The sequence below is a fragment of the Vibrio sp. TRT 29B02 genome (assembly GCF_050113655.1).
GTDB lineage: Bacteria > Pseudomonadota > Gammaproteobacteria > Enterobacterales > Vibrionaceae > Vibrio.
Genome location: NZ_JBNJOJ010000035.1, coordinates 1 through 15,894, shown reverse-complemented (window position 1 = coordinate 15,894; position 15,894 = coordinate 1). Strand labels below are relative to the sequence as shown.

Genomic DNA, 15,894 nt, shown 5'->3' with positions numbered 1-15,894 from the left:
ATGGCGAAGAGAATACTCGTCGTATGTATGGGAAACATATGTCGTTCACCAACTGGTGAAGCTATATTGAGAGCTAAGGCAAGCCAGCGAGGTATTGACGTTGAAGTTGATTCCGCAGGTACAATTGGTTATCACCAAGGCAATCCACCAGATGCGCGTTCCAAAGAGGCGGGAGAGAAACGCGGCTATTCATTTAAAGGCATTCGCTCAAGGAAAATTGTTAGCAGTGATTTTGAAGCTTTTGACCTCATTCTTGCTGCAGATAGAGACAATAAAGCGGATCTTATTTCCCAGTGTCCGGCCCATTTTCAGTACAAGATTCGACTATTTTTAAGCTATACCAATTCAAGCTACGATGAAATTCCCGATCCATACTATGGCGGTGATAGCGGATTTGAGTTGGTGTTAGATCTCATTGAAGAAGCGTCTGAGAAAATTCTAGATTCTCTATAAACAACTGTCGCTCACCATTTTCAATACTTAGTGGTGAGCACTCTAAGCAGCCATCACACGACCACTAAAGTAGTCATTAGAGACAATATATTCTGTGTTCCGAATCAACTCATCTTGTACTTCCGCCCAATGGGTATCGTCATGCTCAAGAGCAGGTACAACACCAGCAACTCGAATATTAAATGGCGTTAGTTCACGAGCCCAGCTTTGGGTGAAGCCAACGACCATCGAGGTGGCATTGTCAAAACCTGATAAATCCTGATATTCCGGATGTGCAATGACATTAACAATCACGCCATTTTTCTTCTCTTGTCGCATGCGTTCTGCGGTTGCTTGACCAAAACTGAACATGGTTGCTGCCATTAGGGAGAGCTTTTGGGTAAACAATGCACTGGCTTGTTGATCAAAAATGTGTGGCATGGCTTCTGCCGTCAATGCATTAATTAACACATCTGGTGAGCGTTTGACGGAGCTATCCATAAAACCGAACAGGTCTTGAATTGAGCTTAGTGAATGATCTTGAATCGTGAACTGGAATACATTGTCGGAGATCTCACTGCACAGACGATAGGTCTGTTTTAATTGTGGATTGTTTACATCACACAAAACCACGGTCGCCCCAAGCGAGGTGAAGTGATACGCAAGAGTACTCCCGATCTGAGAACCTGCTGATGTGATTAAAACGACAGCTTTTTTTATATCCATTGGCTTCCCCCCATAAGCAATGTACGCGCAAAAAGGTGTCCACATATCATGGTAGATTAACTGTGACTTAGTTGTGAATAAGGTCAAATAACCTTAGTGAGATGGAAGGTTATTTACGATTCTTTGGCACTATTCACACATTGGTGGGATCTTGCTAGTGGAGTAGCACATTTAAGACAAAAAACTGTGAAGTAGAATGATGGTGCTAAGCTTGTGCTTGAATTTGGAAAGTACGCTGAGCTTTGATTAATTGGTTATAAAGATCGATAGGCATCAAAGACTTAGGTTCTTTTTCACTGAGCAGCCTTCGCTGATGACCCGACAGGTTATGGTAGACCTCTTCTGGCAAGTCATGAGTCTCTTCTGGCAGATAGGTCAGAGCGTCAGGTTTTAAGTAATGACACAGTTTTGCACTCGGTAAACCGGAGCTATGAAAGAGAGATGCTTGCTGGGCAGAAAGTTCATAGGAGCTTTGATCTGAACGCAATTGTTGTGGGCCTTGCAACTCGAAGCGTTTGCGTAACGCTTGCTCACTGGTGTCCACTTGGTCAATTTTTTCCGTCGGCGTGTTGTCGCGAACGTCATCAGAGAACATTGACAGAATTAGCGCAAAGTCTGCACGACGACCTTCGTGTACGGCATGGTTGATCCCATTACCGAACTGAAGTTCGTTGATAATTGCTGCTTTGTCTAAAGTATGAATCTGCATAATGCCTCTCGAGTGTTGCTTTTATAGCGACTTAGCTTCGAAAAACTTTAGGAAAATCATAGTGAGAAAAGCAAAAAAGCCAGCGAAATGCTGGCTTTTAATATGACTAAATTTTAATCCTAGGGAAGATGGATTATTTTGCTAGGTTCTCTGCAACGAAGTCCCAGTTAACCAGTGCCCAGAAACCGTTCATGTAGTCTGGACGTAGGTTACGGTAATCGATGTAGTAAGCGTGTTCCCATAGGTCAACAGTTAGAAGTGGTGTTGTGCCTTCTTCTGTTAGAGGAGTCGCTGCATTAGATGTGTTTACGATCTCTAGAGAGCCGTCTGCTTTCTTAACAAGCCAAGTCCAAGAAGAACCGAAGTTGTTGATAGCAGAATCTGTGAATTTTGCTTTGAACTCTTCGAAAGAACCGAATGCAGCGTTGATTGCATCTGCAACTGCACCTGTTGGTTCACCACCTGCGTTAGGCGCTAGACAGTGCCAGTAGAAAGTGTGGTTCCAGATTTGAGCTGCGTTGTTGAAAACACCGCCAGTAGAAGTCTTAACGATTTCTTCTAGAGTTTTGCCTTCAAACTCAGTGCCTGGGATTAGGCCGTTAAGCTTTACAACGTAAGTGTTGTGGTGCTTACCGTGGTGGAAATCTAGAGTTTCTGCTGAGATGTGTGGTTCTAGTGCGTCTTTCGCGTAAGGAAGAGCTGGTAGTTCAAATGCCATTGCTCAATTCTCCATTGATGAGAAAGGGTTGCCCCTCTCGATTGCTTCCAGTGTTATTTATTAGTCATGGTCAGTGAATCACCAACCATGATCAATTTGCTGACTTGCGCTCTAGTTTAGCAAGTTTTTACTTTATTAAAAGCGCAGGGTGACATTTTCTATATGAAATTTCTTTATTAGTTAAGCTCAGCAAGTCTCAAAAGCATAACCTTGTAAATAACCATAGATAATATAGGCTTTTTATTCTGCGCTAATGGTTTAGAATGTCCAGAATATTTGCAGTAACTCCATTAAGAGGAAGCAATGGAAACTATCGATAAAATTAAACAGCAAATCGCAGAAAACTCTATCCTTCTATACATGAAGGGTTCTCCTAAACTACCTAGCTGCGGTTTCTCTTCACAAGCGGCACAAGCGCTGATGGCTTGTGGCGAGAAGTTTGCGTACGTAGACATTCTTCAAAACCCTGATATCCGTGCAGAGCTACCAGCTTACGCACAGTGGCCAACTTTCCCTCAACTATGGATTGAAGGCGAGCTTATCGGTGGTTGTGACATTATCATTGAAATGTTCCAGAAAGGTGAACTTCAGCCTCTAGTAAAAGAAGCGGCTGAGCGTGCAGCGTCTGACGAAGAATAATACTGTTTAAATTTACAGTTTTTCTTGATTTATAAGGGCCACATTCGATAATGTGGCCCTTATTGTTTTTAGCTAGTCCTACTTTATGTCACGTCTGTTTATCGCTGAAAAACCCAGCCTAGGTCGCGCGATTGCTGCGGCACTGCCGGGCCCTAAAAAAAACGAGCAAGGATTTATTCGCTGTGGTAGCGGTGATGTGGTGACTTGGTGCATCGGTCACTTGCTTGAACAGGTAGAGCCTGATGCGTATGACGAACGCTATAAAAAATGGAATCTGGCAGATCTTCCGATTGTGCCGGAACAGTGGCAATTAAGACCACGAAAGTCTGCCAGCAAACAGTTAACCGTCGTCCGAAAATTGCTTAAAGAATCGAGTCAGATAATCCACGCTGGCGACCCAGATCGAGAAGGGCAACTGCTGGTGGACGAGGTTCTCGATTATTGCAAAGTAAGCAAATCGAAGAAGGATGCGACCCAACGTCTGTTGATCAGCGACCTCAACTTACCTGCAGTGAAACGCGCTTTGAACCAAATGCGCAGTAATCGTGACTTTATTCCACTGTCAATCTCCGCATTAGCTCGCTCCCGTGCAGACTGGCTTTACGGTATGAATATGTCTCGAGCGTATACCTTGCTTGGTCAAAAGGCTGGCTATCAGGGGGTACTGTCTGTCGGTCGAGTGCAGACGCCGGTACTTGGACTGGTTGTACGTCGTGACGAAGAGATCGAGAACTTCATCCCTCGTGACTACTTCACATTGCACGCACTGATTCCCTCCCAAGATGGCTCGCATCCGTTTGATATCCGAGCGCGTTGGAAGCCAAGTGAAGCGTGTAAACCGTGGCAAGATGAAGAAGGGCGGGTATTAAACCGCAAGTTGGTCGAAAATGTTGCTCAGCGAATAGCGAATCAACCAGCCAAAGTGGTTGAGTCTGAGCAGAAACAGACCAAGCAATCAGCGCCACTGCCATATTCGCTTTCAGCACTACAAATTGACGCAGCAAAACGTTTTGGTATGAGTGCTCAGCAGGTTCTGGATACCTGTCAATCGCTGTACGAAAAACACAAGTTGATTACCTATCCCCGCTCTGACTGCCGTTACTTGCCGCTTGAGCACTATGGTCAAGCTAGTAGTGTTTGTGACGCTGTCGCTAACAATGCCAAGGAGCTTGGTGAGGCGGTAAATGGTGCGAACCTTAGCCTTAAATCAAAAGCGTGGAATGATAAAAAAGTCGACGCTCACCATGCGATTATTCCGACGCCAAAGAAAGCCTCACACAATGCGCTTTCTGCGAACGAGATGAAGATCTATCAACAGATCGCAAGACAATATCTAATGCAGTTTTACCCAGCGGCAGTCTACGCCGAAGCGAAATTGGTGTTTGATATTGTTGGAGGAACCTTTATTGCTAAAGGTCGTCAGTTGGTGTCCGTTGGCTGGAAAGAGTTGCTGGGCAAAGTGGATGATGAAGATTCTGGGGTAGATACGGTTCCAGCACTGCCTGAAGGTAGTGTACTCACTTGCCGTGAGGGTGAAATTAAAGATCGCCAAACTGAGCCGCCGAAGCACTTTACGGAAGCGACGCTGCTACAAGCCATGACGGGTATTGCCCGTTTTGTCGCAGATAAAGAGCTAAAGAAGATTCTTAAAGAAACCGACGGCTTAGGCACAGAAGCCACACGTGCAGGGATTCTTGATACGCTGTTTAAGCGCCAGTTACTGCAACGACAGGGTAAGTCGATTCTCAGTACGCCAGCGGGTCGTGGTTTGATCCACGCGTTGCCGAGTGACTCTACATTCCCAGACATGACGGCAAACTGGGAGCACCAGTTGCAAGGTATGGCTGATCGCAATCAGGCATATCTGCCGTTTATGCAGGCGCTACAGCAACGAATTGATGACCTGATTGCTCAAGTTCGTAGTGGTGACGTTCCGCAATCTCTACGTCACTTACCGCAAGTAGAGCGCCCTGCCTACAAACGTAAAAACGCTCGATATCGCAAAAAACCTGCGACGAAAACGGCGCCTAAGTCCGGTTAGCCGAGCTGACGACCACAGCGTTTAAAGAGCTGCTGCCAGTAGTCAACGTGGCGGCGTATGGCTAACCGAAAAGCTTGATGGTTTTGCGCTAACGGATAAACATAATTGTGAATATCGGGTTGAGGAGCAAACAGAGTCAAGTTTGCGGACAGGTTCTGATAATAGCGGTCGAGCTGAGCCATATAAGGTTGGACTTTGGCGACATACTGCTGTTCGAAGACATTGTTTAAGTACTGGTATTTTGTAGTATTGCGGTTGGGCTGGCAGAGAACACTATGATCATATTCGGTAAGCTGCAGCGTGACCAGATTGAGCTTACTGGTCGCCATGACAAGAGAGTAGTTTAGATTGCCAACGATGTTATTTTTCTCCAGTGTTTCTTGAACGTCGATGGTTTTCTCTTCGGATTGATGGAAGGCGAGATTGAGTCTAGTTAGCGCTTCATTGACCTCAGATACCGTTTGACCAAGATTAGCCTCTAACCACTGACTTCCTTGTAACTGTTTTTGCATCGCTTCACTAGTAAAGAGCAAGTTCCACTGATGCAATGCCAACTGTGCGCGTTTGTGTGCCCCTATCTCTGCCAGCACTTGCTGTAATTCTGGATCAAGTTGCGGACTATTAATACAACGTGACAAGCCATCCAATAGTGCATTTTGATAATCGTAGTTGCGAAACTCATCAGCGACTTTACCCAGTACGGAGTTTCGCTCAGCAATCAAGTTAAATAAGCCACACTGACGCAGTTGATAGCTATCGAGCAGCCCAATAGATATCGAGGGTATCTCAATATATAGGTCGCGCTTGCGAGGTAGATTGACATAGTCTTCCAATGTGCTCTCCACTTGGGGCGCATTTTGAACCCGTACCACCCGAGTAAGATAGTCATCGAAGAAAACGCTTGGGCGGTCAGATTGACAGGCGGTCAGAATCCAACAAGCCACGACTACCAACCCCAATGCCGACTTTGTCATTCTAATGCACCTTTGCTTGAGCGGTGTGAGACATATCGCTGTTTACGGTCTGCATATAGTCTGCCGGCGTTAAACCGAACTTAGATCTAAATCGTTGCGTAAAACGTTGTTCAGATTGATAGCCACACATATAAGCGAGTTGGAGGACACTCCAGTTTCTTGTTTGCATTAAATTGAGTGCGTGATTGAGCCTCACTTCGGTAAGCACATCGCGATATTGGGTGCCTTCTTTTTTGAGTCGGCGCATAAAGGTCGCTCGACTAATCGCAAAGTGACTAGCGACTTCTTCTAATGGGTGAGTGTCACTCGGAGATTGGGCAAGATAACGAGTCAGTTGCTGGCTAAACGAGGTTTGTTCGCTACTAAACAGGCAGTGAAGCGCTCCTCGCTCAGCTAACTGCTGATAAAGTGGAGCCAGCCAAAGACGCTGCGTGGCGTGACTCATTGTTTTTAAGTCGAGAGTAAAAAGAACATTTAGCGTCTGTTCAATCGCTTTATCGTTTTTGATCCAAGATTGTTGAAGCCTATTGGCATTGTCGTTGCTGAGTTGAATCAAACTTTGTGGGGCAGGGTGGTGAAAACTGAATACCCGAGATAGAAAAGCCCCTTTATCTGGAAGATTCTCAAAGCTAAATCGAGAAGATGCCTCGCACAGCAATAAGGTTGACGAGGCAAGATCTACTGTCCCTTGATTAATGAACAGCCTTTTACTGCCAGATAATATTTGAATCAGGCTAGGAGAGTGAATTGTCACATTACGGAGCTTTTGGAGCTGCTGTGCTCGAAACGTTGTCACTTGATAGAGGTGAGTCATCACATCTCCTTTTCGATTAGCGAGTGTATGTGGCTGTCAGTGTCGCTTTGTCTAAAGCCATACTATTAAGAGTAAATCCTACTACGGCAGCAGGTGTGTCTTTGTTGAGCCCTAGTTCAGCTTTAGGCAGAGCCCAAACGGTAAATTGGTATCGATGCATGCCGTCAGAGATCGGAGGACAGGCACCACCAAATCCAACCGAACCATAATCTATACGAACTTCTTTCCCACCTAGCTCACTGATGTTCGCTGCTCTTGGCAGTTGAGTTGTTTCTAGTGGAATATCAATGGCAATCCAATGCCAAAAACCGCTGCCTGTTGGGGCATCTGGATCGTAAGCGGTGATAGCGAAACTTTTGGTACCTTGAGGAATCTCTTTCCAACTCAATTGTGGTGAGAGGTTACCTCCATCGCATCCCCAGCCGGCATACTCAAAGGTTTTCGCCATTGGATGACCTTCCTGAATATCGCTACTGGTGAGCTGAAATGCACTCGCGGCGCCCGAAAAAGCGATGCTGGTGGCTGAAAGTAACGCCAAGCCAAGTGTGTGCTTACTCATTTTCATATTAACCTTCCTTATCTCTGATGTTTAAAGTGTTTTTGACCACTACAGATTAGAGGAAGCGCAAGATAGTAACTAAACAATAAGTATCATCATAATCTAAAATGTGATTAATTTTGATACTTATAGTGATTTGATAAGCTCTGTAAGCAACCTGAAGCTGAGCTTCGCCAGATTGACGACTATAACTCAAGCTGGATGCATTGATAGTCGTTGTTAACCTATGCTCTCACGCGCAGCTAGCGTTAACGGTAAATCGATTTTGTTGATTGGCGGACAATCAACAAAATCGGCGGTAAACGCACCTCGTGCTTGTTGCCATTCAATAGATTGAGAATCGACTCTGCGCAGACTACACCAGTTTCCTCGACTATTTGACCACTGAAGTCGATGAGTAGCCTTGCAACCAAATAACCAACTGATAACATGAGCCGTAATCTTTGCTCAAATCGAACCAATATGATCCCTCTGATTTATCACTCGCTTTATTCACAATTAGCTCTACCTGCTGGGCATCGTTACCCTATCAACAAGTACCGCTTATTGTTTGAAGCCATTGAAGAACAAAGAGGGAAAGATCCTCAATGGCTCCGCAGTCTGCACTATGTTGAGCCTCAGCCATTATCGCAGCAGCAAGTCAGTCAGTGTCACTGCCCCGACTACATTGATTCATTGATAACCGGAAAGCTTGGCGTCACTAAAATGCGCCGAATTGGTTTTCCCTGGAGTGAGCAGTTGATCAATCGGACTTTAATGTCGGCTGGTGGAACCTGTGAAACCGTTCGGCAGGCATACAATAACGGGGTCGCGATTCATCTCAGTGGTGGCTATCATCATGCACATTACGATTTTGGCAGTGGCTTCTGCCTAATTAATGATCTCGTGCTTGCCGCCAAGCAAGGGCTAGATATAGAAGGTGTCGATAAGATTTTAATCGTTGATAGTGATGTTCACCACGGAGACGGTACAGCGACCTTATGCGATGGAGATACGCGGATTATTACCCTCTCTTTTCATTGTGATAAGAATTTTCCCGCGCGTAAGCCCGATTCGGATTTAGATGTTGCCCTGCCAAGAGGTGCTGATGATAAAGAATTTCTTACGGCATTTACTTCCGTTGTTGAGATGGCGATCAATCTTCATCAACCTGATGTCATTCTTTATGACGCAGGTGTCGATATTCATCAGGATGATGAGCTAGGCTATTTAAATGTAACGAGTGAAGCGATCTACGCTCGTGATCAGTTTATGTTTGAGTTAGCGAAACAGAAGCAGATCCCCATCGCTTGTGTGGTTGGGGGCGGCTATCGAAGTGAGCATCAAGAATTGGTTCCAATCCACATGCAACTGATTCGTGCGGCGATAAACACTTATGGACGTTAATAAGGAGCACTCATGGAGCATCGCATCCGAGCGGCAGGGCTATTGATAAAAGATGGTGCAATGTTGCTGCTAAAAGTGAAAGACTTTAGTGGTGAATATTGGATTCCGCCAGGTGGGGGAATGGAAGCTTGTGACCAGAGCTCCAAGGCCTGTGTGGTGCGAGAGTTTAAAGAAGAGGCAGGAATAGAGGTCGAGGTCGGAGAGCTTATCTGCGTCAGGGAGTTTTTAGAGACACACACCAATCGTTATCATGCAGAGTTTTTCTATCTTATCGACAGCTACCTTGGCGTTCCGCATACAGGAAACCTGCGTGGTCTTAATGATGAAAGGTATATTCAGTCCGTAGAATGGGTTCCGATTCCCGAGTTAGCTGACTTACGCATCTATCCCAAAGAGCTAAAAAACAAGGTGCTGGATTTGATTGAATCAGGACTGTTTTCCACCCATCTAGGTAGCTACGTCCAAGGTCAGTATGAAAACATCAATCAACTATAGAACGGTGATTTGCAACTCTAAGCCACCGACTTCAGTAGGTAGCTGTTGTTTGGATGTCTATTGAGTCTCATTAAGTACATCTGTGCTACCTTTCTGTGCAAGATGATTTCTGAGGCTATAGATATGAAAAAACCGCTGTAAAAACAGCGGTTTAATCTTTGAAAGTGGCGGAGAGATAGGGATTTGAACCCTAGATACGCTATTAACGTATGCCGGTTTTCAAGACCGGTGCTTTCAACCACTCAGCCATCTCTCCGTTGTTGAAGCGAATAATATAGAGGTTCACAAATCTTGTAAACCCCTAATTTTATTGTTTGCTTTAATATTGAGCGGTTGAAAGTAAAAAGGTGGTTAAGCGAGTGTTTTTTATACTTTAGGTTGCTTTGAGGCAATAAAAAAGAGAGCCGAAGCTCTCTTTTTTTTAGGTGTATGGTCGGACTGAGAGGATTTGAACCTCCGACCCCCGACACCCCATGACGGTGCGCTACCAAGCTGCGCTACAGTCCGATGCCCATAATCTAATCTTAATTACGCTGTGGGTCAATCCTATAACGCTATGATTTAGTTGCTTTTTGCGTAAAAACGCTGCAATTCAGTCAAGCCTTGCATCAGAACCGGCAAAGTTGGGTTCTCGTCTTTTAGACGTTGGTAATTCTCGTCATAGAGTTTGTAGTTGCCAAACTTATCAATGACTGTGGTGTCTTTGGTGGTAATTAAGGCTAAATCGCGCGAATCGCCTGCCAAGATCCATCTGCGTTTGCGTTCGTCAAACAGATTACGACCACTACTGAAATCACTTGGGTTCGACGATACGCCGAGTAAGTCTTGAAGCAGAGTGACCGACATATCAAGGTGGCTTGTTCTATGCTGATATTCAGCGGCAACTTTACCTGGCCAGTGAATGATCATTGGAACCTGTAACTGGTAACGACTGTAGTTTGAGTTTGAACCCCAGCTATTGGTTTTCGTCTCGTTAAACTCTGTAGCGTGGTTAGAGGTAATGATGATCACGGTTGAATCACTGAGCTCAAGCGTATTGATTTCTTTGAGCAGCTGAGCGATCTCTAGGTCAGCCGTTGCCACCGATTTTTTATAGCCAGCGATCAATTTGTTTGCTGCTGACTGAGCTTCACCGCTGTCGTATGCGTTAAAGTTATCGACGGTCGTCAGTTCAATGTAACTAAACCAAGGTTTATTGCCTTGTTGTTTTGCCCAATCTGCCCAAGCTTGGATCGCTAGCGAGTCTGGTGATTGAGTGTCGTTAAAGGCAATACCAGTAAAGTTCATACCGCGGAAAACCGTTTCACCGTAAAGAGGTTCATCAAAGTTATCGCCGCTAAACAGACCGAATTGATACTGCTTTTCGATAAGAGTGTCTATAAGGATAGGCTTAGAGCCCTGTGCCTTAATGCTGCTTGAGTAGCTGCTAGGTAATCCATAGAACAGACCGAAGGTACCAAATGAGTCATTACTTGAGCTGTAATGGTTGGTAAAGTTCTGGTTCTGTTGCGCGAACTGATAAGCCGCAGGCATCGTTTCTTGCGTCAGTACGTCGGAGCGTAGGTTATTGACGCTAACAACCAAAACGTTAAGTGGGTTTACACGACGGTCAAACTCAATTTTTTCCAGTGGATAGCGTACTAGCTCGTTGCTATCTTGGCTTTGTTCTAAGCGCAATAAATACTCTTCGCGGTCAAGCAGCCCGTGTCTTTCCATGAATGACTTCGCGGTCATCGGGTAGGAGAGAGGGAAGTTCGCGCGCTGAGCTGTGATTGGGTTATAAAAATACGCGTCAGCCCAGACATAAATCAGATGGCTTGAGATAAAGCTTACAAAAAACAGTGCCGCGATCGGACGGCCAACATGTTTGTGCGACAACTTGCGTTGCTTACGCCACACCCATTCAGATAAGGCAAGCTGCAATAAGAATATCAGTGGCAGGACGATAAATAAGTGCTGCAAGTCTACGGTTAGCGTTGAGCCTTCATCGCTAAATAGCACTTCCCATACCACAGGAGTCAAGTGCAAATTGATGGTTTGGTAGGCTTGCGTGTCGACCAGCAGTACAGTTAAACCGACTGTTGCAAAACAGACCGCCAGTAAGCGGAACAGCTTACGTGACGGAATGATAAAGGTCAGCGGAAATAGAACAAGTAGGTATAAGGCAAAGACAAGGAAACCAAAGTGACCAACCCACGATACTGCTAGGTAGAATTGTCCTAGTAGTGTTTCAGGCCACGGAGATTGAGTGATATAACGGGTTCCGATCAGCATTGCTGCGATGATGTTGAAAAAGGCAAACCAGTGCCCCCAACCCACTAACCGCGATACGCGTTCGCCGTATGTATTTCCGTTATCAACCATGTAAGTGTTCTATTATCCGTTATTGTTCTTAGTGTTTTTTAGTTTCTACAGAAGAAACAAGCGCTTCTGCGAATTTTTCAGCAATTGCTTTGCGTTGTGAAGCAGCAATATCGTGATTTAAGACATTGGTAGCGATATTACCCGCAATCATTAATGCAAGCTCTGGGCCAGCAGAATGTTTTTCAAGTACTGCGGCGATCTCCGTTAGGATTCGTTCAACTTGTTCGTCGCTGTATTTAGATGTAATCGGCATAAAGACTCTTATGATGATAGTAAAGCGGCTTATGATAACCTACAATGCCACGCAACTGAAACCTACGCAGCGATAAATTTCATCATGAGTCTTCATCTTTCAAACGTTATTCTTCATCAACTGCAAAAAAACGATGCCGATGAACTGGTTGTTAACTTTCGAACCGAGTCTCTCGCTAACGATTCTTCTACCGAAAATCTAGTGGCTGAACTGCATCGAGTGTTCAATTCAAAAGCAGGCAAAGGCTTCGGCAGCTTTAAATCAGACAGCGATTTTCAGGTCTGGTTGCAAGAATTACGTCAAGGAAATCAAAATTTTTATGATTTCTCCCAGCTCAGTGCCAACCGTCTGAAGGATGAGCTATCTAAATACCCATTTGCTGATGAAGGCATTTTGGTTATTGCTGAATATCAGTCACTGGCTACTGACTACCTTTTTGTGGCGATTATTCCTTCTAACCAGAGTTTGAAGGTTACGGAAGGGTTGGACATCAGCGCAACAGATTATCTTGATTTATCAAAAATGGATATTGCCGCACGAATCGATTTGACCAGTTTTGAGACGGACAAAGATTCCAACCGTTACCTCGCTTACATCAAAGGACGCGTTGGACGTAAGGTTGCGGATTTCTTCCTTGATTTTCTGCAAGCAGAAGTGGGTCTAGACGCCAAAGTACAAAACCAAGTATTGATGCAAGCGGTCGAAGATTTCTGTGCGGATTCTAAGCTCGAAAAAGAGGAAGTGATCAGCTACAAGAAACAGGTGGCAGATTACTGTAATGAACAAATCAAATCTGGCGATGAAGTTCAGGTGAGAGAATTATCTGGCGAGTTACCTCCATCACAAGATGGCACCAGTTTCTTGGACTACACACAAGAGCAGGGATATCAGTTGGAAGAGAGCTTTCCTGGTGATCGTGCCGCCGTACGCAAACTCACCAAATACGTTGGTGCTGGTGGTGGTTTGAATGTCAGCTTCGATAGTTTGTTACTTGGTGAACGCATTTTCTACGATCCAGAAACAGACACGCTAACCATCAAAGGCACACCACCAAATCTACGTGATCAACTGACTCGAAATAGATAATTGGTATAAGAATTGGACTGACTGCAATATTTTGCCAGTTAGTCCTCCACTTCCTCTATATAGTGTATATTCTTGTATTAAAGGGAAATAATCTATTTAGGCGGGAGCATGGAAGGTAAGGCGCTTAAAATCGGGTGGTTGTTACTGTGTGTGTGGGTCGCTTGCATTGCAGTACTCGCAAACAGTTATCGCTCGATCAATGCGACGAAAGAGCAAATCTATGAGCTCGGCAGCAGTATTCAAGACTTGCGAGAGACTTTCTCGTTTGACACGCCTTATCGCGTCCATATGGCGGACTCGCAATCACTCGATCTACAGCTTATCTATGCTCTTCGATTACAAATCGATGCGCATTATCAGAAAAGTTGGTACCTACCAGATGTCAATCAGTTACTTTTTACTACCGACCGATTTATAGAGCAAACACAGATCTACTTGGATAACAATTTAGATCTGCTGACCCTTGTCGAGCAGGTTCGCCTTAAACGTGAACGATACTCAAATGATGCCGAATTATCGCTGCTCTACTACCGAATCAGTGCCAATGTTCTAGAAGCGATTTTCAGCGACCGGAAATCGAGTCCTAAAATCTACCGAGAATTAGACCAAATCTACTCGTTGTCTGCCCAGTTACCAAAGGACGCACGACGGGATTTGCAACAAGTCTTAGCCCAGATTTCGTTGGTTTTAGGGGGGTACGCGCAAGGGCAGTACATCGTCGATAAACTGATGACGCACGATGTCTATGCTCAAATTGATATTCAAAGAATGGCCTACGATCAATTGTTGATGAAGCATATTTGGTTGGGGTTATTGATTACTTTGACTTTTATGCTGGCAGTATTACTGATGCTCCCCCTTGCTTATCGTCATACTCGTCAGGCGGTGTCTCAGCAGGGAGAGGAGTCAGAGCAAGAGGTCGAAGCCTCCACTGCCATCGAAGTTGTTCCGGATGATACGCCAGTAAGAAAAAACACCTTTCACAATGCATCAGATGAGCCTGAGATTAACTTTGAAAAAATGCTTGAATCGTTGAACAACGATATGGAATCGGTGTGCATGTTGTTGGAAGTGTTCATCGTGGACCACCATAAAGACGGTGAGCAGATTACGCTATTGTTGACAGATTCCCCTGAAGAAGCGCAAAGAAAAGCCCATAGTCTCAAGGGGGTGGGCGGCAATCTCGGCGCGACTAAACTACGTCAAGCAGCCGGTAAAGTAGAGGTGGCAATCAAAGACGATATTACTCTGGTGCCAGATTTACTAGATGAGCTGACTTGGCGTCTGGAAAGAGCGATCTCAGAAGCCAGACTTTTCTTAAAAGAGCATAATAATCAGTGAAATTGACGGTATACTGACTTTCAATCGATAAACTATCGAGCTTGTTTTTATTCGCTCAATCTGAGGTTTAGTTAATGCGTCGCTCTTCCGTCATTTGGTTGTTTTTACTGTTATTGCCATTGAGTGGCTGTTCCCTGCTAGAAGTTAAACTGGATAGTCAAACGACGCCGTTAACGCAGCAAGAACTTAATATGAGGCTGCTCACTCGTGAATACACCCAGCAGTTTTTTTCTCAGGTTGAACAAGCAGCGGATACTATCGCTGCCAATTATCAGCCTCAAGACAAGGTTAACCAATCTTATGTTTTGCTATGGAAGATCAACGCTGAAGAAGGGTTACAACGTTCAGCGTATCAAGTTTCTCCAACCGCAGCTCTGATCGATAGCTGGGTCTTCACGGAGCAGATGAATCAATTCTTTAACTCTGGTGCGGGTAGTGAGCTATTTGTCACATCCGATGCCAAGCAAGTCTCGCAAAGGCTATCTCAAGAAATCGATAACTTAGCCCACTCTTTGCTAAAGGGAAGTCGCTATAACACGACTAAAACATTTGTGGCTGAGTTTGCCGCTAAGCACCCATTTGAAGACTTAAGTTTTATTAGAACTCCCGCATATCGTGCTTGGTTAGAAGCAAACCAAATCAGTGAAAGTGAAGCTGTTTCGACGTTGGGTACCATGCCTGAGGCGCTTGGTGATGTGTCGGACCGATTGAGTCTTGTCTCTGAGCAGACGCCAAAGATAATGACTTGGAAAGCGCAATTGATCGCGATGAACAGCAGTATTAGTGGTGAGCAGTTAACGGCGACGCTACAAAGTTTGCAGGCCACTTCTGAATCTTTTCAGGACTTTGTAGAAAACAACCCAGAGTATATGGAGAATCTTGCCAAACAGATGGCGATTCAGTTGCAGCCGCTGGTTAATGATATCGATGTTCGTACCGCGGCGCGCCTCGACCAATTGAGTCTTGAACGTCAGGCGCTAGAGGAGATGGTCGCTCGAGAGCGTGCAGAGATTGCTTTGATCGTCAGTGCAGAGAGAGAGAAATTTACTCAGGATCTCGATAAGGTGTCACAAGACGTGCTGACACTAGCGATGGACAAGTTGGTGGAACTGATTAAGAGTACCATTATCTATTTTGTCTTGTTTATCGTCGCGATATTCTTCGCACCTCTAGGGCTAGGTTACTTGCTTGGTAAACGAAGTGCGGTGAAGAAGAGTGCTTAGATGAGTTTCTAAGAACGAAAATGCAAAATAAGCGCCTCAGATTAGGCAGCTCCTATCACTTAACGTGTTCGCAACGCACTGGATAGCAAACCATACTGTTGCGAACGACCCCTCTGTAGCAGTGGGGTATTTTC

The 15,894-nt window shown here is 45.0% G+C and carries 16 protein-coding genes, 2 tRNA genes and 1 pseudogene; 8 read left to right on the top strand and 11 right to left on the bottom strand.

Features of this window, described 5'->3' with window-relative positions; translation table 11 throughout:
* The gene (locus tag ACQEXT_RS18185) at positions 1–453 is read left to right on the top strand and encodes a low molecular weight protein-tyrosine-phosphatase (protein WP_331417386.1); all 453 of its coding nucleotides are present in this window, start codon (positions 1–3) and stop codon (positions 451–453) included.
* A gap of 42 nt (positions 454–495) precedes the next feature.
* Here ACQEXT_RS18185 and ACQEXT_RS18180 read toward each other — a convergent pair whose 3' ends face one another.
* From ACQEXT_RS18180 to sodB, 3 genes are all read right to left on the bottom strand, one after another.
* On the bottom strand, positions 496–1,158 hold the full coding sequence (locus ACQEXT_RS18180; RefSeq protein WP_426953124.1) for an SDR family oxidoreductase: 663 nt from the start codon (positions 1,156–1,158) through the stop codon (positions 496–498).
* Between the two features lie 205 nt (positions 1,159–1,363).
* Entirely contained in the window at positions 1,364–1,867 is a 504-nt protein-coding gene (locus ACQEXT_RS18175) for a VC2046/SO_2500 family protein (protein ID WP_138973589.1), read from the bottom strand.
* Between the two features lie 133 nt (positions 1,868–2,000).
* The gene (sodB, locus tag ACQEXT_RS18170; protein WP_069446954.1) at positions 2,001–2,585 is read right to left on the bottom strand and encodes a superoxide dismutase [Fe]; all 585 of its coding nucleotides are present in this window, start codon (positions 2,583–2,585) and stop codon (positions 2,001–2,003) included.
* 303 nt (positions 2,586–2,888) lie between these two features.
* Between sodB and ACQEXT_RS18165 the strand changes: the two genes are divergently transcribed.
* Both ACQEXT_RS18165 and ACQEXT_RS18160 read left to right on the top strand, forming a co-directional pair.
* Entirely contained in the window at positions 2,889–3,224 is a 336-nt protein-coding gene (locus ACQEXT_RS18165) for a Grx4 family monothiol glutaredoxin (protein ID WP_138973587.1), read from the top strand.
* A gap of 85 nt (positions 3,225–3,309) precedes the next feature.
* Complete coding sequence (locus ACQEXT_RS18160) at positions 3,310–5,265, top strand: DNA topoisomerase III (RefSeq protein WP_426953123.1); 1,956 nt, start codon at positions 3,310–3,312, stop codon at positions 5,263–5,265.
* Here ACQEXT_RS18160 and ACQEXT_RS18155 read toward each other — a convergent pair.
* The 4 genes and pseudogenes from ACQEXT_RS18155 to ACQEXT_RS18140 all read right to left on the bottom strand — a co-directional run.
* Positions 5,262–6,239, bottom strand: coding sequence for a DUF3080 domain-containing protein (locus ACQEXT_RS18155; RefSeq protein WP_426953122.1), 978 nt, complete (start codon positions 6,237–6,239; stop codon positions 5,262–5,264). The genes ACQEXT_RS18160 and ACQEXT_RS18155 overlap by 4 nt on opposite strands.
* 1 nt (position 6,240) lies before the next feature.
* Positions 6,241–7,053, bottom strand: a complete 813-nt coding sequence (locus ACQEXT_RS18150; protein ID WP_331417392.1) for a helix-turn-helix transcriptional regulator — start codon at positions 7,051–7,053, stop codon at positions 6,241–6,243.
* A 16-nt stretch (positions 7,054–7,069) separates the two neighbouring features.
* Positions 7,070–7,612, bottom strand: a complete 543-nt coding sequence (locus ACQEXT_RS18145; RefSeq protein WP_426953139.1) for a YbhB/YbcL family Raf kinase inhibitor-like protein — start codon at positions 7,610–7,612, stop codon at positions 7,070–7,072.
* A gap of 248 nt (positions 7,613–7,860) precedes the next feature.
* Positions 7,861–7,992, bottom strand: a pseudogene (locus ACQEXT_RS18140) (LacI family transcriptional regulator); the annotation flags it as partial.
* 82 nt (positions 7,993–8,074) lie between these two features.
* Between ACQEXT_RS18140 and ACQEXT_RS18135 the strand changes: the two are divergent.
* A complete protein-coding gene (locus ACQEXT_RS18135; RefSeq protein WP_426953121.1) occupies positions 8,075–8,998 on the top strand; it encodes a histone deacetylase family protein in 924 nt (307 codons plus the stop codon).
* Positions 8,999–9,010: 12 nt separating this feature from the next.
* Positions 9,011–9,493: an NUDIX domain-containing protein gene (locus ACQEXT_RS18130; protein WP_269376098.1), complete on the top strand. Its 483-nt coding sequence runs from the start codon at positions 9,011–9,013 to the stop codon at positions 9,491–9,493.
* A gap of 165 nt (positions 9,494–9,658) precedes the next feature.
* Here the strand turns inward: ACQEXT_RS18130 and ACQEXT_RS18125 are convergent.
* The 4 genes from ACQEXT_RS18125 to ACQEXT_RS18110 all read right to left on the bottom strand — a co-directional run bounded on the left by ACQEXT_RS18125 (position 9,659) and on the right by ACQEXT_RS18110 (position 12,110).
* Positions 9,659–9,749: transfer RNA gene (locus ACQEXT_RS18125), tRNA-Ser, on the bottom strand.
* 174 nt (positions 9,750–9,923) lie between these two features.
* Positions 9,924–10,000, bottom strand: a tRNA-Pro gene (locus ACQEXT_RS18120).
* Between the two features lie 54 nt (positions 10,001–10,054).
* Positions 10,055–11,857, bottom strand: a complete 1,803-nt coding sequence (locus ACQEXT_RS18115) for a DUF3413 domain-containing protein (protein WP_426953120.1) — start codon at positions 11,855–11,857, stop codon at positions 10,055–10,057.
* A gap of 28 nt (positions 11,858–11,885) precedes the next feature.
* Positions 11,886–12,110 carry a YejL family protein gene (locus ACQEXT_RS18110; RefSeq protein WP_138973579.1) on the bottom strand — a complete coding sequence of 75 codons (225 nt, stop codon included), beginning with the start codon at positions 12,108–12,110 and terminating at the stop codon, positions 11,886–11,888.
* 84 nt (positions 12,111–12,194) lie between these two features.
* On the opposite strand from ACQEXT_RS18110, the gene yejK reads away from it, so the two are divergent.
* The 3 genes from yejK (at position 12,195) to ACQEXT_RS18095 (ending at position 15,760) form a co-directional block, all read left to right on the top strand.
* A complete protein-coding gene (yejK, locus tag ACQEXT_RS18105; RefSeq protein ID WP_138973578.1) occupies positions 12,195–13,196 on the top strand; it encodes a nucleoid-associated protein YejK in 1,002 nt (333 codons plus the stop codon).
* Between the two features lie 108 nt (positions 13,197–13,304).
* Entirely contained in the window at positions 13,305–14,537 is a 1,233-nt protein-coding gene (locus ACQEXT_RS18100) for an Hpt domain-containing protein (RefSeq protein WP_331417396.1), read from the top strand.
* A gap of 74 nt (positions 14,538–14,611) precedes the next feature.
* Positions 14,612–15,760, top strand: a complete 1,149-nt coding sequence (locus ACQEXT_RS18095; RefSeq protein WP_426953119.1) for a chemotaxis protein — start codon at positions 14,612–14,614, stop codon at positions 15,758–15,760.
* The last annotated feature ends 134 nt before the right edge of the window (positions 15,761–15,894 follow it).